The organism is Bacillus sp. EB106-04-02-XG92, assembly GCF_058791995.1.
Genome location: NZ_JBYTEA010000006.1, coordinates 78,000 through 99,873 on the forward strand (window position 1 = coordinate 78,000; position 21,874 = coordinate 99,873).

Here is a 21,874-nt window from a genome sequence, read left to right on the forward strand (position 1 = left end):
TTTGGATACTGTATAAAATTCACAAAATCTCACTGTTTTTTAGCTGAAAAAACCTTAAAATATTTTTTGTTTTTATAAAAATCTGTACTTTTTCGTAACATTCTGTACTTTTAATTATAAATTAAAGGCAAGGTTCCCTTAGTTTAAGATTGAAAGCGCTTCATAGTTTTTCTGTGAATTTTTTACCTAGCCTATTTTTGAGATTAATAGTGAGAAAGGAGATATTTCCATGTTCTTGAGAAATTTAACAAAAAACCAATTAATCACTATTGATTATTATGATTTACATGTAAATCACCGGTAAACGAAACAAACATAATAGTACAACAACATTAGTGGATAAGAATATTAGTTTTACAGAAGGGGATAGAGCACCGTGTGTATAAACGTTAAGTTCTTCAAAATTCCAGTTTTACAGTTACATGTTGTGACGTTTGCTTAAACAGGCCAACTCTATTCATATAGAAAATTTTTATCCTTGTTGTATTTGAATATGAATGTGGTATTTATGCCAGGGAATATAGGTGATTTTATATAGATTATGATAGATAAATTTTTGGTATGGAGTGATAATATGGAAAGGTTTTTTGTAGATTTAGTCGGATCAACGAATGATTTTTTATGGTCTAAATTGTTAATTATTATGCTTGTTATTTGCGGAATTTATTTTACATTTAAATTGAATTTTGTACAGTTTCGAATGTTAAAAGAGATGGTCCGTGTATTAATGGAGGGAAAAAGTGGTTCTAAAGATCAAATCTCTCCTTTTCAAGCGTTTTGTATTGGTATGGCAGCTCGCGTTGGAACAGGGAATATTACAGGAATTGCAATTGCAATTGCATTAGGAGGTCCTGGAGCTGTATTTTGGATGTGGATTATTTCTATTATTAGCTCGGCATCCAGTTTTGTTGAAAGCACATTAGCACAGATATATAAAGTAAAAGATAAAACTGGCTTCCGCGGTGGTCCATCCTATTATATGGAAAAAGGGTTGAATAAACGTTGGATGGGAGTATTATTCTCTATTTTAATTACAATCACTTTTGGTCTTGTATTCAATTCAGTACAATCAAATACAGTTACAATTGCTTTTCAAAACGCATTTGGTACAGATCGTCTAACAGTCGGGATAATCATGGCCGTTGCTTTCGCTGCGATTATCTTTGGTGGTGTACAACGTATTGCAAAAATGGCTGAATACAAAGTGGTATTTTTAGCGGTATTATACATTGGAGTTGCATTATTTGTTGTAGTTACGAACATATCAAAAATGCCGGAAGTTCTTTCTCTTATTGTTCAAAACGCATTTGGATTTAAACAAATAGCAGGAGGTTCAATTGGTGCAGCACTTATGAATGGAGTTAAACGTGGTTTATTTTCAAATGAAGCTGGTATGGGAAGTGCACCAAACGTTGCAGCAACAGCAACAACAAGTCATCCGGTGAAACAAGGACTGATTCAAGCATTTGGTGTATTAACGGATACACTGATCATTTGTACTAGCACTGCCTTTATCATTTTGCTTTCTGATGCATATAAACAACCGGGGTTAAATGGTATTGCACTGACACAAGCAGCATTAAGTGAACACATCGGTTCATGGGCATCGGGTTGTCTTGCTATCTTTGTTTTTTTATTTGGATTTGGTGCGTTAATTGGCAACTATTATTATGGTGAAACAAATATTCGCTTCTTACATACAAGTAAAGTGTGGTTAATCATATACAGAATAAGCGTGTTGGCTATGATTGTATTTGGTTCTGTTGCAAAGATTCAAATTGTATGGGATTTAGCGGACTTATTTATGGGCTTTATGGTTATTATTAATTTAATTGCTATTACCTTACTTTCAAAAGTAGCATTTGCGGCGTTACAAGATTATATAAACCAGAAAAAAGCTGGTAAAGATCCTATTTTTTATAAAGAAAACATTAAAGGGCTTGAAAATATTGAATGTTGGGATAGTTATGAGGAAACTTCAAAAAAGAAAAGTGTGTAATAAGAAAGATATTCAGACTGCAATATGTCTGAATATCTTTCTTGGTTCTAGTGCAAATATTATCGATGATATGAAAGAAAAAATTATTCTATATAAAGTTAATAGTACGGGGGAATATTGTTAAATGATAAAGGATTCTATCGTTCAAATTGAGGGTCAAGAAAAAATTTGCTTAGATCAATGGGTAGCTCATTATCGAACGTATGCAGCTAAGGGACGAAGCGCCAGTTATATTCCCGCTCTGGGGGAAATAAATGTATCGCAGTTAGGTATTTGTATAGTAAAGCCAGATGGAACAATGATAAAGTCAGGAGATTGGGAGATACCTTTCACATTACAAAGTATATCAAAAGTAATCGGTTTTATAGCCGCTTGTTTAAGTCGCGGTATTTCTTATGTATTAGAACGAGTTGACGTAGAGCCAACTGGAGATGCCTTCAATTCAATTATTCGTTTAGAGATACATAAACCGGGAAAACCTTTTAATCCTATGATTAATGCTGGAGCGATTACGATAGCTTCACTTTTGCCAGGAACATCGGTGCAAGAAAAATTAGAATCTCTATACGTATTAATTGAAAAAATGATAGAGAAGCGTCCTGCTATTAACGAAATAGTATTTCAATCAGAATGGGAAACGGCTCATCGTAATAGAGCTTTAGCATACTATTTAAAGGAGAATGGTTTTCTAGAATCAGATGTGGAGGAGACATTAGAGGTTTACCTAAAACAATGTTCGATTGAAATAAATACAGAAGATATTGCCTTAATAGGGCTTATACTAGCACATGATGGATATCATCCTATTCGCAAAGAACAAGTGCTGCCTAAAGAAGTAGCTAGGTTAACAAAAGCTTTAATGCTTACTTGTGGAATGTACAATGCTTCTGGAAAATTTGCTGCTTTCATTGGATTACCAGCTAAGAGTGGGGTATCCGGCGGAATTATGACACTTGTTCCCTCAAAATCTAGGAAGGATTTATCGTTCCAAGATGGATGTGGTATTGGTATTTACGGACCAGCCATTGATGAATATGGGAATAGTTTACCAGGAGTTATGTTGTTAGAACATATTGCAAAAGAATGGGATTTAAGTATATTTTAAAAAGGAGCACAGATATTTTGATGTTAGAGCGAGTCCAAAAGTGTTCAGACCTTATATTGCGTCTGAACATTTTTGAGTTATAAAGTATCTTTCTAAAGTAGAGGAGTGTAATGAATACTCACAATCTGTAATGCTTTCGTTTATATCTTATTTATCAGTTTTGAAAAAATAGAGTAAGTATTGTATTAATGCAAATAGGTTTGTATACTGACTGTTAGGCGAAAGTGAGAAGTGATTATTTTGAATCTTAGTAATTTAGTAAAAAAAGACATTTATATTCTCGTTTTAATGATACTTACAGTACCCTTAGTAGGTGAAATAAAGTCATTTCCCTTAAACGAAACATTTAGAATGAGCTTTGGTGCACCAACATTTTTCTTTTTTTTGTTATTGTTTCGACGAGTTCCAGCATTTTTACCGGGTTTTTTAACAGCAATAGTCGTTGTAGTATTTCGTATCTCAATGGATGTTATTATAAAGGGAAATATGGATTGGTTAGCCGCTTTTCATACTCACTATCCTAGTTTTTTCTTTTATTTTACGTATTCGTATCTCTTTCATTTAGCAAAAATCAAACGTTTTTATCATCAACCACTAATGATTGGTTTGATTGGTTGTATTATTGAAATATTGTCAGACTGTGTGGAATTAATGATTCAATATTTCGTATTAAAAACATCGATCACATCCGAGGCAATAAATGAGATTATTGTTATCGCATGTTCCCATAGTTTTATAGTTCTAAGCTTTTTCAATATGATGAAATTGTATGAAGCGCAATCAAGGGAGAGACATATAAAGAAGCAAAATGAACACATGCTCATGCTCATCTCTAATTTATATGAAGATGCTGTTCATTTAAAAAAAACATTACAAGATGCTGAGAATATAACAAAAAAATCCTATGATTTATATAAAACCTTAGATTCTTTTGAGCGTAAACAGATGGATTTTCAGCTTCAGGATTTAAGGCAACAGGCATTACAAATTGCTGGTGAGGTCCATGACGTTAAAAAAGATAATCAACGTATTTTTGCGGGGCTTTCAAAACTAATTTCTGATGAAAGTTTTACAGATTATATGTCTGTACATGAACTAGTAAACATCATTATACGGGCCAATACGAAATATGCACGGTTGCTAGAGAAAGACATCCGATTTGTGTATAAAATTGATGGTGTGCATCCTCATTATCATATTTATACAATCTTATCTATTGTAAATAATATCGTGACAAACGCTGTAGAGGCTATCCAAAGTATGGGAACCATTACAATTGACATTAATAAAGACCATCATTTCGTTGAATTTCGAATAGGAGATAACGGTCCAGGTATTTCTTCAAAATATAAAGATTCAATTTTTGAGCCTGGTTTTACTTCTAAATATGATGATTTAGGCAATCCATCGACAGGCATCGGACTATCGTATGTTAAAGAAATGGTCGAACAACTTGAAGGTGATGTTACGCTTGAGGACAGAACCGAAGGAAAAGGATCAATTTTTATAATTAGATTAGGGAATGATCATATAATTTCGAAAGGGTGATTCTATGTATTTTTATATAGTAGATGATGAAAAAGCGGTTCGCTCAATGTTGGCTCAAATTATCGAGGATGAAGATCTTGGAGAGGTTATAGGAGAAGCTGAGGATGGTTTATCTTTAGAGCAATACATGCCAATCCTTAAAAATATAGATATTTTATTTATCGATTTGTTAATGCCGATTCAAGATGGAATAAAAACAATTCGTCAAATAAAGCCTTCGTTTAAAGGGAAAATCATCATGGTCTCTCAAGTAGAATCAAAAGAATTAATTGCTGAAGCTTATTCGCTTGGCGTTGAATACTATATTATTAAGCCAATTAACCGGATTGAAGTATTAACAGTTGTTCGTAAAGTCATTGAAAGAATTCGTTTGGAAAAATCGATAAAAAACATTCAAGAATCGCTTAATACGGTACTAAAATTGGATAGTAATTCAAGTGCGCAAGAAAAATACCGTAATGAAAAACATTTAAATACTTTTAATCATTTTCAAAATTCCATTCATTTTCTTTTGTCTGAATTAGGAATAGCCAGTGAAAGTGGAAGTAAAGATTTAATGGATATGCTAGATTATTTATATAAATATGAACAAGATAACACGTTGGAACAAGGTTTTCCCTCACTAAAAGAGATTTTTATGAATTTAGCTCAAAAAAAACTTGGGGATTCAGCTGAAGATACCGAATTAAAAAGGTTCATAGAAGCTTCCAAACAACGGATTCGGAGAGCAATTTATCAATCATTAAACCATTTAGCATCCCTTGGACTTACTGATTTTTTAAACCCGAAGTTCGAAAATTATGCTTCTAGATTTTTTGATTTTACTACCGTAAGGAGAAAGATGACAGAATTGAATAATGAACCAACAGTACCTGCTCGTATTGATACGAAAAAATTTATTCAAGTTCTTTATTTTGAAGCAAAACGAATACACTTGGAATTAAGATGATAAACTCTTGCTCATTATTACTTTCAATTAATAGATTGATAGTTGTTTTAAAGTTATTTGTTTTATATAGTTTTTCTAAGAGAGTATTTTCCTTTATTTCATATTGGTTTTAAAATCAGAAAATTCCGTATCGATTTGGTAGAAATGTTCTAACTTAGAACAAAAGAATATGTATCTTTTACACATTAATATTCATTTAAAAAACGAGTATTTCCAAAATAAAATATAAATACATAGTAAGTTGAATTTAAAAAAAGATGCTATCTTCTAGCATCTTTTTTCTTTAAGAGGAAATATCATTGATACTTATATTATTTTAAATTCAAATGCGGGCATATAAATAAAGGAAAAGGAGATAATATCTAACAAATTATAATTGGAAATGGTATTTTAGGTCAGAAATGTTTTTATACTAATTAGGTTATTGGTACTAAATAAGCATAATGTTTTGCTTTTCTGCTCTTTAATCTTATAGTTATTTTTTATTAAGTACATACCGTTCTTTAGAAGTCTCAATCCTAGCAGAGTATATAAATTAGGTGATAAAAATGTGGAACATAATTACTTCTTATCTTCCGGATTGGAAAGTCTTTGTACAAGCTTTTATCTTATTTTTAATTCCGTATACTATCTCAAGATTTTTTCATTGGGTTCGTATGTCAGAGAAAGAGTGGGAAGAATGAGTTGGTGGAAGTCAAGAGACAAACAAGTGAAAAAAAATAATATTCAAAGTAAAACGAAACAAGAGCATAAACCTTTTCAAAATACAACTGTTCATTTCACGAATGATTTTGCCTCTAACTTAGAACTTATAAAGCAACAAATCGGACATAATTCTGATGTTCGCTTTCGGAAGTTTAATATTGGACGCACAGATATTCAAGCTGGGATCATTTTTGTTGATGGTCTATCAGATAAAGAGATCATTGACAAACATATTATGAAATTACTAATGGATGATTTTTCTGACGAATATAAAAATGAATCTTCTTATGTGGAGGGGACTGTTTCAAAAGAATATATTAAAAATAAAATTCTTACAATTAGTGAAGTAGCAGAAGTCCATTACATAAAAGATGTGATATCCAAAGTATTGATAGGTTCAACAGCTCTTTTAATTGATGGTTTAGCAGATGTGTTTATTCTTGGTACAACAAAAGCAAATAAACGAAACATGGAAGAACCAGTATCGGAGGCATTAGTCAGAGGTCCACGGGTGGGGTTTACTGAAGTATTAAGTGACAATACCTCACTTTTGCGACGGCATTGTGCGGATGAAAACTTATCATTAGTAAAGCTACCAGTAGGAGAGCGTGCAAAGAAAGAGCTAGTTGTCGCATTTATTAAAGATCTTGCTAGTACAGAATTGGTGGAAGAAATAAAAAACAGAATTCAGAAAATTGACATAGATAGTGTACTCGAATCTGGTTATATAGAGCAACTTATTGAAGATAATTATCTCAGTCCTTTCCCGCAGATTCAAAATACAGAACGACCTGATCGTGTTATTAGTGCTTTGATGGAAGGCCGAGTAGCTATTTTGTTAGATGGAACACCATTTGTTTTAATTGCTCCAGTTACATTTAGTATGCTGCTGCAATCACCAGAAGATTATTATGAACGGTGGATTCCTGGTACGCTTCTCCGCTTATTACGCTTCATGACAGCTTTTGTTTCATTATTTGCTCCAGCACTGTATATTTCTTTTATTTCATTTCATCCAGGATTAATTCCCACTAAGCTCGCTATTTCTATTATCGGGTCGCGAGAAGGGGTTCCTTTTCCCGCTTTAATCGAAGCGTTGATTATGGAAGTAGCTATCGAAGTTTTACGAGAAGCAGGTTTACGTCTGCCTAAACCGATTGGACCTGCAATGGGAATTGTGGGCGGTTTAATAATTGGTCAGGCTGCCGTAGAAGCAGGAATCGTTAGCCCAATAATGGTTATCGTTGTTGCGGTAACAGCTATTTCTTCTTTTACTATCCCACAATATAGTGTGGGAATTACGTTACGCATTCTTCGTTTTGTAGCTATGTTTTGTGCTGCGATATTTGGCTTGTATGGAGTTATTCTCTTCTTTCTTTTACTTTGCAGTCATTTAGTGAAACTGAAAAGTTTTGGCGTTCCTTATACTAGCCCTGCTGTTCCGTATCGATTTAGTGACTGGAAAGATTTTATGGTTCGCATGCCATTAAAAATAATGAGACGTAGACCAAAAATAATGCATACTAAAAAAACTATTCGCAAAAAGTAGCTGATGACGAAAGGAAGTGGCCTTCAGTGATTACTAAATCCCAAGACCGAATAACAACTTCGCAAGCAGTTGTTATTATTGTAAATTACATACTCGGAACAGGAATCCTCACTCTGCCCAGAGCATCTGTGGAAAAAGTGAAAACACCAGATGTATGGCTAAGTGTGATATTAGGTGGAATACTCGCAATGGTTTCAGGAGTAATCATGGTCAAATTAAGTCAAGGATTCCCAGATAAAACCTTTTATCAATACAGTCAAGAAATTGTAGGGAAATGGATAGGCAGGTTACTTAGTTTTCTTATTATAGGTTATTTTCTTACAACCTCAGCTTTTCAAATTCGTTCAATGGCAGAAGTAATAAGCTTTTTTTTGCTCGAAGGAACTCCTACATGGGCTATTATTATGCCTTTTATGTGGATAGGTCTCTATTTGATTATGAGTGGTATTAACTCAATTGCACGGATGTTTGAAATAATATTCCCTATTACTGTTTTTATTTTTTTAGTCATTTCCTTTATGAGTATCGGAATATTTGAGATAGATAATCTCCGTCCCGTATTGGGTTTTGGGATTAAACCAGTGTTAGATGGGATAAAAACAACGTCTCTCGCATATACAGGTCCTGAAATTATGTTAATTCTTTTGGTGTTTATGGAACAACGAAATAAAGCAGTAAAAGCTATTTTAGTTGGAATTTCTATTCCGTTAATCTTTTATGTAATAACTGTTGTAATGGTCATCGGTGCATTATCAATTGATGGGGTTGTAACAAGAACATGGCCGACAATTGACCTTATGCGCAGTTTTGAAATTTCTGGTTTGATATTTGAACGTTTTGAATCTTTACTACTTGTAATATGGATTATGCAAATATTTGCTACCTATACGATTAGTTATTATGCAGCTGCATTAGGATTAGCGCAACTCTTTAAAAAGAGTATTCATCCGTTTATTTTTGCTTTGATTCCAATCATTTACATCATTGCTATGACTTCGAAAAATATAAATCATTTGCTTAAATTGGGGGATATACTCGGTAATGCTGCTATATTTTTATTTGGTTTACTGCCACTGCTCCTTCTTATTATTAAGCGATTAAAAGGAGAAATAGTGTGAAAACGAAATTTAATTATATGCGGTTCTATTTGGCTTTGTTATCGATGCTTGTGCTCCTATTTTTAACAGGATGTTGGAGCAGTAAAGAAGTAGAAGAGTTGAGTTTAACTGCAGGTATAGCACTAGATAAAGGGAAGGATTCAACAATTGAGAAAGAGGATGAGGAAGGAGGATATCCTAAAAGAAATCTTATAACAGCTACTTATCAAATTGTTAGTTCGCAAGCACAAAGTAAAGGAAACGGACAACAGAAACGGTATATAAATGTTTCTGAGACCGGTGATTCCATTCATCAAATTGTTCGGGAGCTTTCATTGAAAAGAGAGAGCGAAATGTTCAGCCCGCATTTAAAAAACATTGTTATTAGTGATAGTCTTGTACGTACATACAGTTTAGAACAATTACTTGAACAGTATCTCCGTGACAATGAAGTTCGGCTGAGCTCTATGATCTTAATTAGCAAGGGGCTAGCGAAGGAGGTACTGGAATCAAACAAAAAAGGAGAAATCCCAGCATTTCGTTTGTCTGGAATTGCAGATAATAGAAATAGAACAACAAGGATTTTGGTTCCTGTATCGCTCGCTAAATTAGAAGGAAAGATGCGGTCAGGGTCCAGTTTTCTTTTGCAAAATGTAATCTCGATGAATGGGGAAACAAAATTTGCAGGAGCTGCTGTAATTAAAGGGAAGACAAAAAAATTGATGGGCTTTTTAAATGAACAGGAATTGGAAGGAGTAGTATGGATAAACGGAAAAAGGAATGGTGGTGTGGTAAAAACTTTTGATAAAGAATCAAAGAAACTCATTATATACGAAATAAAGTCAATAAAAAGCAAAATCATACCACATGTTAAAGGAAATAATATTTCCTTTGATGTAAACATTGAATCAGAAGGACGTTTATCTGAAAATTGGGTGCAATCAGGAAAAGATTTTGAAAATGAATTTTTAAAAAGGGAAGAAAAAGCTATTGAAAATGAAGTAAAGCACTTAGTACATCATGTTACAAAAAAAATACAAAAAGAATATCAAGTCGATATTGCGGGTTTTGGCAACCAATTAAGAATTAAACACCCGAGAACATGGGAGGAAGTCAAAAAAGATTGGGATCGAACATTTAGTAAGGTACCGATTAAATATCATATAAATGTAACTATACAAGATTATGGAGCGTCAAGTTTAAAACGGTGAGACGTCTTAATTGACCTTATATTTACACAAAAACAAAAAGTTACAAAAAATTTAATTTAAAAATTTTTGTAACTTTTTGTTTTTTTATGTCCTTCTTATTATAAATTAAAGAAATGATTTTACCCTATACGTTTCTTTTGCGTTATAAAAGTAGATCACAATAGTTACTATTTAACGTTAGGAAAGAGGAATCGTTATATGTCTTGAATGGGAGGGAGTTTGAAGTGCAAGCGAAAGCAGTGCAAATAGAAGAAATCTATCAAGAAATATTAGATGGTAAAAGAAGTAGGTTTCCACCGAATACATGGAAAGAAGATAGCAATAGAGAGCTATCTAAAAGGGTTACAAAATATTTAATTGAAACAATTTTAAAATGGAATGAAGAGGATATTAAACAAAAATGGAATACCCCTTTAATTATAAAATATCGATTACTCGGCGCACTCAAACATGGTTATGATAACAGTCCCTATAAGATGATTGAAGACTTATATCCTAATAGATTTAAAGAGTGGGAGTTTGGTATGGCACCATTAAATTTTTGGACTAAAGAAAAAGCTCTTGAAGCATTAAAATGGACTGTCGAAGAAAAAGAAAAGCTAAGTAAAGTAGAACTACTCAAATTCTATAGTAAAAAATGGTTAGAGAAAAATAAACTCAGTGCACCATTAGTTATGTATTGGAATGGTAGCCCTTATGCAATGATAAATTCTTTATATCCTAATAAATTTAAAGAGTGGGAATTTAGTATAACTCCTAACAAGTTTTGGACTAAAGAAAAAGCATTGGTAGCATTAAGGTGGACTATTGAAGAAAAAGAAAAATTAACTTCTTTTCAATTATTACAAGTTTACAGTGTAAAATGGCTTACTATTCATAAATTAATTTCTCCTTGTCAAATATTCTGGAATAACAGTCCATACTCTATGATCAATGAATTATATCCTGGTCAAAATAAAGAATGGGAATATAAATTCACACCTACCGGATTTTGGACTGAAAAAAAAGCATTAGAGGCGCTGAAGTGGACTATTGAAGAAAAGGAAAAACTAACAGAGGAGCAATTACTATCTATGTACACACAAAGATGGTTAATTAAACATAAGTTATGGACACCATTAAGAAGATATTGGAAGGGAAGTCCATACAATATGTTAAATACTTTATACCCCAATCGTTATGCAAAAGATATGTTAAAAGGTTATAAAAATAAATAATGAGTATATTAGAAGTCTTACTTATATCATACAATATCAAGTTTAATATAGAGTTAATAAAATATTGATTTAATTAATTCTTAACTTAATTATAGGAGCGAAATTATATGTCACTTTTACGAGATGAAGCATTAAAAATGCATAAAGAAAAACAGGGGAAGATTGGTGTTTATTCTAAAGTTAAAGTACAAAATTCAACAGATTTAAGTCTCGCTTACTCACCAGGTGTTGCTGAGCCATGCTTAGAGATTTATAAAGATGAAAGCAAATTATATGATTATACAATGAAAGGGAATCTAGTTGGAGTTATATCCGATGGAACTGCAGTATTAGGTCTTGGGAATATTGGACCTAAAGCAGCTATGCCAGTGATGGAGGGAAAAGCTTTACTTTTCAAATCATTTGCTGAGATCGATGCTTTTCCTATTTGTTTAAACACTAATAATCCGGATAAGATTGTTGAAGTTGTTAAATTATTAGAACCAAATTTTGGTGGGATAAACTTAGAAGATATTGCAGCACCTCAATGCTTTGAAATTGAGGAGCGCCTAAGAAAATCTTGTGATATTCCTGTTTTCCATGATGATCAACACGGTACAGCTATTGTAACGATTGCTGGCCTAATTAATGCACTTAAGTTAACAAATAAAAAAATTGAAAATGTGCAAATCGTTGTAAATGGTGCTGGTGCTGCTGGGATAGCGATTGTTAAGCTGTTACTTCATATGCATGTAAAAAATGTTATTTTGTGTGACACAAAAGGGATAATATATGAACAGCGACCTATTGGAATGAATGCGCTTAAAGAAGAAATAGCTCGTATTACAAATATAGAACAGAAGCGGGGAACATTAGCAGAGGCCCTTATTGATGCTGATGTATTTATTGGAGTATCAGCTGCAGATGTAGTTGATGAGGATATGATTCGTTCTATGAATCATAATCCTATTATTTTTGCCTTGGCTAACCCTACACCTGAAATTATGCCTAATAAAGCAAAAATAGCAGGAGCACTAGTAGTTGGTACAGGACGTTCTGATTTTCCTAATCAAGTAAATAATGTACTAGCTTTCCCCGGAGTTTTTCGTGGAGCTTTAGATGTACAAGCAAAAGAAATTAATGAAGAAATGAAGCTAGCAGCTGTTTATGCAATAGCTGAGTTAATTTCAGAAGAAGAGCTTCATGTCAACTATGTCATTCCGAATCCGTTTGATCCTAGGGTGGTGCCACATGTAGCATATGCTGTCGCACGTGCTGCAGTGGAAACCGGTGTTTCAAGAAAAAATATCAGCATGTCTGAAATTAAAAACAATCTATTCAGGTTAACAAAAGAGGCAAATATATTAAAATAAATATTTTTCTTAAGAAAATATTATGTAGTAAAGGTTATCTACTTAGTTCTTAGCGTATAAAAAGTTAAATTATGTATATCTCCCTTTCTGATATTTGTAAAACGCATATATTTATTCCTTGTGAAGCATGGCAAATAACAAAGTCTTAAAAGGAGCGAGTTTAAATGATGATTGTTCTTCAGGTAGTTTTAGCAATTTTTATTGTAGTAGGGGGATTCATAAAAATTTTTCGTATATCTTTTCAGGTAGAACATTGGCAACAATATCAATATCCATTATGGTTTATGTCTATAATTGGTTTTATTGAAATTATTGGAGCAATAGGAATAATCGGTGGTATTTGGAATCAATACTTAGCGCTAGGAGCAAATATATTATTAGCAGTACTCATGGTCGGAGCTATTCATGCTCATATGTTTCGAGCAAAGCAATCTATTTTAATGGTAATCCCTGCATTACTTTGTTTCATACTATCTACGGCGATAATTATTTGGAATTTAAATACATTTTCTTAAGCTTAACTATAAATTTTGGAAATAAGTAATTATTAGAGGAATATGTAAGCTCTATTTAAAATGGTGAATAGTTAAAGAATATTAATTCCGAAAAATTATCACCATGTTACTCTTGTTTTTAATAGTTCTATGAATAGAAAGTCTCTTCATTTTTTAAAATGCATGCTTGTAAAGTACATACGAAAACATAACTCATTATAGGAAGGAGAATTTTTAAATTCTATTGATAAACCCAGTAATTGTAATAGCCCTAACTTAGAATAATAATTTCAAAATCAATAAAGTTTAGAATAGAAGGAGCAAGATCAAATTATTATGAATAAACAAATAGGATTTATCGGATGTGGAAACATGGGTATTGCTATGATAGGTGGGATGATTAATAAAAATATAGTGTCTCCAAATCAAATAATTTGTTCAGATTTAAACGTCAGTAATTTAAAAAATGCTAGTGATAAATATGGCATAACTATAACTACTAACAATAATGAAGTTGCTAACAGTGCCGACATTTTAATTTTATCAATTAAACCAGACTTATACACATCGGTAATTAACCAAATAAAAAACCAAATAAAAAATGATGTAATTGTTGTAACTATTGCTGCAGGAAAAAGTATTAAGAGCACTGAGAATGAATTTGATAGAAAGTTAAAGGTTATTAGAGTAATGCCGAATACACCGGTACTTGTTGGGGAAGGAATGTCTGCATTATCTTTTAATGAAATGGTTACAGAAAAAGATATAAAAGAGGTACTAAATATATTTAATAGTTTCGGCCAGACGGAGGTCGTAAATGAAAAACTAATGGATGTTGTTACATCTATTAGTGGTTCTTCTCCAGCATATGTGTATATGTTTATAGAAGCCATGGCAGATGCTGCTGTACTTGGCGGTATGCAGAGAAAACAAGCTTATAAATTTGCGGCTCAGGCTGTATTAGGTTCTGCAAAAATGGTATTGGAAACGGGAATACATCCAGGTGAATTGAAGGATATGGTTTGTTCTCCAGGGGGAACGACGATAGAAGCTGTAGCAACATTAGAAGAAAAAGGTTTAAGAACAGCTATCATTTCAGCTATGAAACGTTGTACGAAAAAATCTATGGAAATGTCTCGTTTAACTAGTAAGTGAGAAGATTTGTTTAGGCGTAACTTCATATCCATTAATGTAAGCTATTATTTAAATTAAAAGCTTGTTGCTATTCTCTTATAGAGAGCGGGGCATAAAATTGCCTTTCGCAATGGTGCTCTAGGATAGAATTGAATAGATTAATATATAAATTATAGGAAAAATAAAAAGCGTATACAAATGTATAATCGGAGGAGTTGTTATGTCAAATAAAGTTCCTACTTCTTTTATCATTATTATAGGATTGATGCTGTTTGCATTGTTTTTTGGAGCAGGAAATTTAATTTTTCCACCTATGCTTGGTCAAATGGCTGGAAATAATGTATGGATAGCCAATGCAGGCTTTTTAGTTACTGGAGTTGGTTTACCATTGTTAGCAATAACAGCATTTGTCTTTTCAGGTAAAAGTGATTTGCGATCTTTAGCTAGTCGTGTACATCCGGTGTTTGGTATTGTATTTGCGATCGTTCTCTATCTAGCGATTGGTCCCTTTTATGCCATCCCTAGATCTGGAACTGTATCATTTGAAATTGGAATTAAACCGTTTTTATCAAATGATGCAGGTCCTGTTGCATTAACCGTATTTACAATTTTATTTTTCACAGTTACATGCTTATTATCCCTTAATCCTACAAAACTTGTTGATATAGTTGGAAAAGTTTTGACTCCTATCAAATTGATTGTTATTGGGATGCTCGTAGTTGTTGCTTTTATTCACCCAATTGGAAGAATTCAGGCACCTAGTGAAGTGTATGCATCAGATGCATTTTTTAAAGGTTTTCAAGAAGGGTATTTAACATTAGACGCTCTTGGAGCTTTTGTTTTCGGAATTATTATTGTGAATGCAATTAGAGAAAAAGGGGCTACTACTAAAAAGCAGCTTATGATTGTTTGTGTAAAAGCAACGACTATTGCTGCTACACTCTTAGCTCTTATCTATACTGCCCTTTCCTATATGGGCGCTTCTAGTGTAGAAAAACTAGGTCGTTTAAATAATGGGGCTGAAGTTTTAGCAAAAGTTTCGGACTATTACTTTGGTTCGTATGGTGCAATTTTCTTAGGTGTAATGATTATAGTAGCATGTTTAATCACAAGCGTAGGACTTATCACCGCTTGTTCTTCTTTTTTTCATAAATTATTTCCAAAGATTTCTTACAAAAAACTTGCTATTATTTTGTCTGTTTTCAGTACACTAGTTGCGAATATAGGGTTAACACAATTAATTAAGATTTCAATCCCTGTATTAATAACTATGTATCCAATTGCTATTACCTTAATATTTCTAACATTTTTACACTCTGTATTCAATGGTAGATTTGAAGTATATCAAGGGAGTTTGATATTGACATTTATTTTTAGTTCGTTAGATGGATTAAAAGCTGCTGGAATAGAAAGCGAAATAATCCATAATTTTTTTGAGCACTTTCTTCCTTTATATAGTGTAGGTTTAGGGTGGGGATTTCCAGCTATTATAGGCGGTGTATGTGGGTATATTGTTAGTGTATTACGGAAGAAAAATACCTTAAGTTCTAGTGAAACTCAATTAAATAAATAAATTATTTTTGTTTATCATACCATTATCGGGCATACAAAACTAATTATCTCTTTGAAATGAAAAAATTTTTTATTTATATCTTTGGAGGTAAATTGAATTAGCTATAACACATTATAGCTGATGTTTGTTGAACAGTGGAGGAAAGAAAAAAATAGAATGTTTCAAATTTATTTAACGTAAAAGAAATATTATAAGACTATGTAATAACTAAGTAAATTTATATACAACAATAATGAGAAGAGCAAACCTTATTTTAAAGGGGATACAGAGAATATGAGTAAGTTATTAAAAAAGAAATCCGTTACACAATTGTTGGAGCATAATCAAAGTAAGGCCTTAACGAAAACATTAGGAGCATTTGATTTAATTATGTTAGGGGTAGGCTCGATAATTGGAACGGGGGTTCTTGTGTTAACTGGATTAGTAGCAGCAAGAGATGCTGGTCCAGCAGTTGTTTTTTCATTTATACTTGCAGCAATTATATGTGGATTTATAGCATTATGTTACGCGGAAATTGCTTCTACAATCCCGGCGTCTGGTAGTGTATATACGTACTCATATGCAACAATTGGTGAGTTTGTTGCTCATCTAGTAGGTTGGTCATTGCTGTTAATATATATCGTGGCAACAGCGGCTGTCGCTGCTGGATGGACAGGCTATTTCCACAATTTAATAAAGGGATTTGGATTAGAGATACCTAAAGCTCTAGTAACGATCCCTTCACATGGTGGTATTGTGAATCTACCAGCAGTAATCATTACATTGATATTAGCATGGATGTTATCCCGTGGTACGAGGGAAAGTAAACGAATCAATAATATAATGGTATTGATTAAAATTGGAATGATTCTGTTGTTTATTACAGTTGGTATATTCTATGTAAAACCAATGAACTGGATACCAATTGCACCATACGGTTTAAGTGGGGTTTTTACGGGTGGAGCAGCTATTTTATTCGCTTTCACGGGTTTCGATATATTAGCAACTTCAGCAGAAGAAGTAAAAGATCCGAAACGTAATCTTCCCATCGGTATTATTGCATCATTAATCATATGTACAATTATTTATGTTACCGTATGCCTTGTTATGACAGGAATGGTTTCCTATAAAGAATTAAATGTCCCTGAGGCAATGGCTTATGTAATGGAAGTGGTAGGACAAGGAAAAGTCGCTGGTGCAATTGCTGCAGGTGCTGTAATTGGCCTTATGGCTGTTATTTTTTCTAATATGTATGCGGCAACACGAGTATTCTTTGCAATGAGTCGTGATGGATTGTTACCGAAATCATTTGCGAAAGTTAATAAGAAAACTGGAGCACCCACTTTTATAACTGGATTGGCAGGAATAGGGAGCTCTATAATAGCTGGGTTTATTGATTTAAAAGAATTGGTTAATTTAGTTAATATCGGTAGTTTGGTGACGTTTGCGTTAGTTTGTCTATCAGTTATTATTCTCCGTAAATCACACCCAAATTTAAAACGTGGATTTATGGTACCTTTTGTACCTATATTACCAAGCGTTTCAATTGTATGTTGTTTGTTTTTAATGCTAAATTTACCGTTAAGGACATGGGTGTACTTTAGTATTTGGTTTACTATTGGGGCAGTAATATATTTCCTTTATTCGATAAAACACAGTAATTTAAATGAGGAAACGATCTCGAAATTACATAATAAAATTGCGAGATAATAACGATAGAAAATTTTATTAATAATCGTATTGATAGTTGAGCAACATAGAAACAGTTTTTTGACATTTAGCAAGAGATAAAATAACAGATGCTAGGGCAGCTAAGTACTTTTTTAGAAACCTTGCTTGTTTTTTACGGTTTAAAACTGCTAAGGAGAGAGAAGTATGAGTGAATTGCATTTTATGAGTATAGAAGAATTGGATAATAAATTAAAAAAATCTGACAGTGGTATTTATTTCATTAAAGATTATAATGACAATATTATTTATGTAGGCAAGGCTTTTAGTATAAAAAGTAGAGTATTAGCTCATTTTAATAGTTATTCCAATATTGAGGAATATGTACATTTATTTAATAAAGTAGCGTATTTCATTGAAGATAGTTTGTTAAAACGCTCATTGTTACAAGTTACTTATATGATTAAATATAAACCAGTATTAAACAAAGAAGTACAAAAAGAATTCCCAGAGTTGTATACTCAATACATTAAGCAGACAAATAAAAAATCTATGTTGTTAGAAATTGATGAAGCTAAAGAAAAAGGGGAGGAGTTAAAGAATAAATTAGTAAAATTAGTGGGTGGAAAAACTATGTTTTATGACATAATTTCTCTGTTAAACAATGGATATAACTATCATGTTCTCGCAAAAGTATTGAGCATAGAACTTCAAACTTTAATTATAATAAAAGAACACCGAAATAAATTCCCGATACCACATAATTATAAGAGGACAATAAAACATCAAGATATAATGTATGCTTTATCTGGAAAAAAGAATTTAAGTACTTCAAGGTTAAACACTTAAATTTAAAATAGTAAATTTGTAGCTTTTATTGTTATATTGAAATGTAATGTACATTTGTGTTTCAAATTTAATTGGTGGAATAAGGGGAGGGAAAGGGTTCCTATAAAAAATACTGGAAGAAATTAGGTTACTTATGCATAAATAGCATAAGTAGGCACATGTTATTTATAAATATATTGGAAGTGCAATTATAAATATTCAAAGATACGAAAGTAATACAAATGAAATTCTTATTTCTGCTACTACAAGTACTATTGAGCAAATAAAGTATGAAATTGCTTTTGAACTAGGAGTCACACTGGGACCTGATACATCACATCATCTGCAAATGGTTCGGATCGGTGGAGAGATTACAAAACGCTTAGTTCGAATGGCTGATAAACAGTTAACAGGTCAATACAGATTACACTAAGAAAATAATCCGTATATATATGGATTATTTTTCCTTTAATTTACAAAAAAATAAATTTCGGAATTGAAAAAACCTCTCAGATTCCTTTGTGATAATCTTTTTTAGTTGTGTTAATGACATAGGTATCTAAAGGTGTTAAATTCGATACGAACGATGTATGAGCTCTTAAAATGGTTTTGGTGTTATTTGTAATTTTAATTCCATAATACTTAAGCTGATATAATATAATGTTTTATGTCTAAATCGATATAAAATAATAATTGTTAAGTGATATTTCTTTTTTTATAGAATAAGTAAAAACTGATACTGTAGTAATTACTGTGTACCTTAATTATTGAAGTTTTTTGTTGATTAACAACTATTGTATTTGGAAATTAATAATAAGTTTATCCCGCTATTTGCTGGGCAGTAAGACCCCGATTGGTGTGGGTTAATAATCAGTGGGGGATGAACAAAACCCCCACTGATTAAAGTTTCACTTTATGTGATGCGGTAATAAAACTAGCTAGTTTGCTATTCTTAGTATTTGTAAAGTCTATATATTTTTTCCTCTTTTATGGAAAGTAAAACTATTGTTACGACCAGTAATATAGTGTCATTTTTTTTGAATATTCCATTCGTTTTTTATTTTTATTTTTAGTTAATGAAAAGACCTTTCTCTCAATTAAATGTTTAATTGAGTACTTGAATTTCCTCCACCTTGTACTTTTCAAAGCATAGGGCTTCAAAAATAGCTGTATCGCTTTCATCTGTTTCCAATTTCACAACTTCTTTATTATCTGTTTCTAAAATTTGAAGCAAAATAGTTTTTCAGTTTCACATTTAAATTAGCAGTATTTATTTTTTGAATTCAATTTGTATAAATGATTGAATTGGAACTTTGACTGTTGTTTCTTGAGGTGGTACAGTATCTCTTTTTACTTTCGCTTTATTTTAAATCTTTTTCCAGCTTGGTCCTCGCATTGACTACCACTGTATTTTGTAGTACTTCACTGTTTTCTCAAGTTCAATAATATATCTTGTAGAATTAAGAAAAGAAATTAGTGTATTTCCTTTACTTATCTACTCTGATATTTAGATGCTAACTACAATTAAATAATATATGATTTTTATAAAAAAGATATAGTAATATTTTGTTGTGAATTGTACTAATTTGATATTTTATAGTATTATTTGTCGTGAATTATATATAACAGAATATATTTTATGGATCTATAAAGGAGAATGTAATGAATACTTCTATCGATATACAACACTTGTGTGATCTTGCACATAAAGCATTTAATGCCCCTGTACATATTTTATCTGCAGACAGAAAAATTTTATATCATTCTACATCTGATAATGTTTGTAGTCCTTTTTATTCTTCAAAAGAAGAACATCTTAGTGATATTTATCAAGAAAACGATCCCTGTAACTTGCCACTTTTTCGAAGTAACAACTATCTTGAAAATTTTGTTCTAATTCATATAGAAAATCATGATGATATTAAAGGGACTATTATAATCGGTCCTACTATACATTCAAAAGATTCAGATGATATGATTATAAAATTTCAGAAAGAATTTAAATCAAATGATAACATTCAAGAAAGACTTGCCTATTATCAGTGTTTATCTGAGATTAAAAAAACTACATTAATTGATATGGGAATTTTATTACATTACATGATTTTCAATGAAAAGTTAGATGTAGATATTGTCTTGGAAAAAAATAAAGTACTAGAGGAAGTTCCTAATAAAATTGTGAAACCTGATTTATATATTTTAAAACGCCGACAAAACAAACCTAAAACGCACAATATGGCATTAGTAAATGATTTCTTTTCGACTATCAAAGAAGGAAATAAAAAAAAGTTAATACAGTATATGTATGCGGTTTCGCAAGAAGATGTTGAACTTATGCTAATAGAGGATCCGCTCAGGAATCAAAAAAACCTTGGAATTATTGCGATTACCTTAGCCACTCGATATGCAATAGAAGGAAATCTGCCACCAGATATTGCTTTTGCTCATAGTATTTTATATATACAAACCCTGGAACAATTAGATAATGTAGAATCTGTAAAGCGATTGTCAGGGGATGCTTTACGTACCTTTGCAGATCGTGTGAAAGAATACAATGCAAAAAAGTATTCTTACGCGGTTACTACATGTATAAAACATATTAATAAAAATGTTTACGATGGAATATCTCTGAATGAACTTGCTAATCATTTAGAAATTACGCCTACTTATCTGTCTAAACTATTTAAAAAAGAAATGGGAATTACTTTAAGCGAATATATTCAAAGGGAACGAGTGGAAGAAGCAAAAAAATTATTAACACTTACTACTTATTCGTTATCAGATATCTGTGCTTGGCTTAACTTTAATGACCAAAGTTATTTTATAAGAGTTTTCAAAAAAATCACTAGCATGACTCCTAGGCAGTACCGTGAAAAATATACAATAATATAAGTTTGTTACCTGCTGTCTTCAATGTAAAGACTTAAACATGGGTGTAGGTATCCGAAAAAATGAAAATTCACTAACCATTATTTTGCTAAAGAAAACAAAAAGACAGAAGGCTGCAAAGTGTTTCAAGGAAGCTTTGCAGCTTTTTTGTAATTAAAAACCTATGTTTATAACGATGATAAGTTTATAGGCTAATATCTTCATATTAGATATTTATTAATAATGATATTAGGATGTTTTGTGAAAAAATCAACGATATAACATATATTACTAAATATATCTACATTATATGCAATTATACATAACTAAATAAAGGTAAAAAAGTATAAAAAGACCTATTATATTATTCTATAAGTATTTTTTCTAAAATAAAATTTCTTGGTTGAGCTAAAATAGTTATTTTTAACCGTATACACATTAATTTGTAATCATTACAATTACAGAAATGAAATTTACGAATAACTATATTTATATAATTTTTTTCGGTTCATATTTTTATTTAACAGTAAATTATCGAGCGTAATCGACAAAATTTTTCTATTTACGCATTAAAAATTTAATGTTTTAATGAACAACA

The 21,874-nt window shown here is 31.7% G+C and carries 17 protein-coding genes; 16 read left to right on the forward strand and 1 reads right to left on the reverse strand.

What is annotated here, in order from left to right:
- Positions 1-574: 574 nt before the first annotated feature.
- The 15 genes from AC3WVA_RS16510 (at position 575) to AC3WVA_RS16580 (ending at position 18,841) form a co-directional block, all read left to right on the forward strand.
- The gene (locus AC3WVA_RS16510) at positions 575-1,999 is read left to right on the forward strand and encodes an alanine/glycine:cation symporter family protein (protein WP_098346717.1); all 1,425 of its coding nucleotides are present in this window, start codon (positions 575-577) and stop codon (positions 1,997-1,999) included.
- 124 nt (positions 2,000-2,123) lie between these two features.
- Positions 2,124-3,104, forward strand: coding sequence for a glutaminase GlsA (glsA, locus tag AC3WVA_RS16515; protein WP_098346716.1), 981 nt, complete (start codon positions 2,124-2,126; stop codon positions 3,102-3,104).
- A 231-nt stretch (positions 3,105-3,335) separates the two neighbouring features.
- The gene (locus AC3WVA_RS16520) at positions 3,336-4,652 is read left to right on the forward strand and encodes an ATP-binding protein (RefSeq protein ID WP_098346715.1); all 1,317 of its coding nucleotides are present in this window, start codon (positions 3,336-3,338) and stop codon (positions 4,650-4,652) included.
- A 4-nt stretch (positions 4,653-4,656) separates the two neighbouring features.
- Positions 4,657-5,601, forward strand: a complete 945-nt coding sequence (locus AC3WVA_RS16525) for a response regulator (RefSeq protein WP_098346714.1) — start codon at positions 4,657-4,659, stop codon at positions 5,599-5,601.
- Between the two features lie 679 nt (positions 5,602-6,280).
- On the forward strand, positions 6,281-7,855 hold the full coding sequence (locus tag AC3WVA_RS16530) for a spore germination protein (RefSeq protein ID WP_141539705.1): 1,575 nt from the start codon (positions 6,281-6,283) through the stop codon (positions 7,853-7,855).
- A gap of 26 nt (positions 7,856-7,881) precedes the next feature.
- Positions 7,882-8,973, forward strand: a complete 1,092-nt coding sequence (locus tag AC3WVA_RS16535; protein WP_098346713.1) for a spore germination protein — start codon at positions 7,882-7,884, stop codon at positions 8,971-8,973.
- Positions 8,970-10,163, forward strand: coding sequence for a Ger(x)C family spore germination protein (locus AC3WVA_RS16540; RefSeq protein ID WP_098346712.1), 1,194 nt, complete (start codon positions 8,970-8,972; stop codon positions 10,161-10,163). Before AC3WVA_RS16535 ends, AC3WVA_RS16540 begins: the two co-directional genes overlap by 4 nt.
- Before the next feature lie 224 nt (positions 10,164-10,387).
- On the forward strand, positions 10,388-11,380 hold the full coding sequence (locus AC3WVA_RS16545; protein ID WP_098346711.1) for a DUF4046 domain-containing protein: 993 nt from the start codon (positions 10,388-10,390) through the stop codon (positions 11,378-11,380).
- A gap of 107 nt (positions 11,381-11,487) precedes the next feature.
- Positions 11,488-12,732: an NAD(P)-dependent malic enzyme gene (locus AC3WVA_RS16550; protein ID WP_098346710.1), complete on the forward strand. Its 1,245-nt coding sequence runs from the start codon at positions 11,488-11,490 to the stop codon at positions 12,730-12,732.
- A 164-nt stretch (positions 12,733-12,896) separates the two neighbouring features.
- Positions 12,897-13,247, forward strand: coding sequence for a DoxX family protein (locus AC3WVA_RS16555; protein WP_098346709.1), 351 nt, complete (start codon positions 12,897-12,899; stop codon positions 13,245-13,247).
- Positions 13,248-13,562: 315 nt separating this feature from the next.
- A complete protein-coding gene (gene proC, locus AC3WVA_RS16560) occupies positions 13,563-14,381 on the forward strand; it encodes a pyrroline-5-carboxylate reductase (protein WP_098521629.1) in 819 nt (272 codons plus the stop codon).
- Positions 14,382-14,580: 199 nt separating this feature from the next.
- Complete coding sequence (gene brnQ5 / locus AC3WVA_RS16565) at positions 14,581-15,933, forward strand: branched-chain amino acid transport system II carrier protein BrnQ5 (protein WP_098346707.1); 1,353 nt, start codon at positions 14,581-14,583, stop codon at positions 15,931-15,933.
- Between the two features lie 273 nt (positions 15,934-16,206).
- Positions 16,207-17,622 (forward strand): amino acid permease, encoded by a 1,416-nt coding sequence (locus tag AC3WVA_RS16570; RefSeq protein ID WP_098521627.1) that lies wholly within the window; start codon positions 16,207-16,209, stop codon positions 17,620-17,622.
- 165 nt (positions 17,623-17,787) lie between these two features.
- Positions 17,788-18,429, forward strand: coding sequence for a nucleotide excision repair endonuclease (locus AC3WVA_RS16575; RefSeq protein WP_492322044.1), 642 nt, complete (start codon positions 17,788-17,790; stop codon positions 18,427-18,429).
- Positions 18,430-18,619: 190 nt separating this feature from the next.
- Positions 18,620-18,841, forward strand: coding sequence for an alpha/beta-type small acid-soluble spore protein (locus tag AC3WVA_RS16580; RefSeq protein WP_044783651.1), 222 nt, complete (start codon positions 18,620-18,622; stop codon positions 18,839-18,841).
- A 672-nt stretch (positions 18,842-19,513) separates the two neighbouring features.
- On the opposite strand, the gene AC3WVA_RS16585 is transcribed toward AC3WVA_RS16580, so the two are convergent.
- Positions 19,514-19,642, reverse strand: a complete 129-nt coding sequence (locus AC3WVA_RS16585; protein WP_088298402.1) for a peptidase — start codon at positions 19,640-19,642, stop codon at positions 19,514-19,516.
- A 428-nt stretch (positions 19,643-20,070) separates the two neighbouring features.
- On the opposite strand from AC3WVA_RS16585, the gene AC3WVA_RS16590 reads away from it, so the two are divergent.
- On the forward strand, positions 20,071-21,300 hold the full coding sequence (locus tag AC3WVA_RS16590) for a helix-turn-helix domain-containing protein (protein ID WP_098521626.1): 1,230 nt from the start codon (positions 20,071-20,073) through the stop codon (positions 21,298-21,300).
- Positions 21,301-21,874 lie beyond the last annotated feature (574 nt).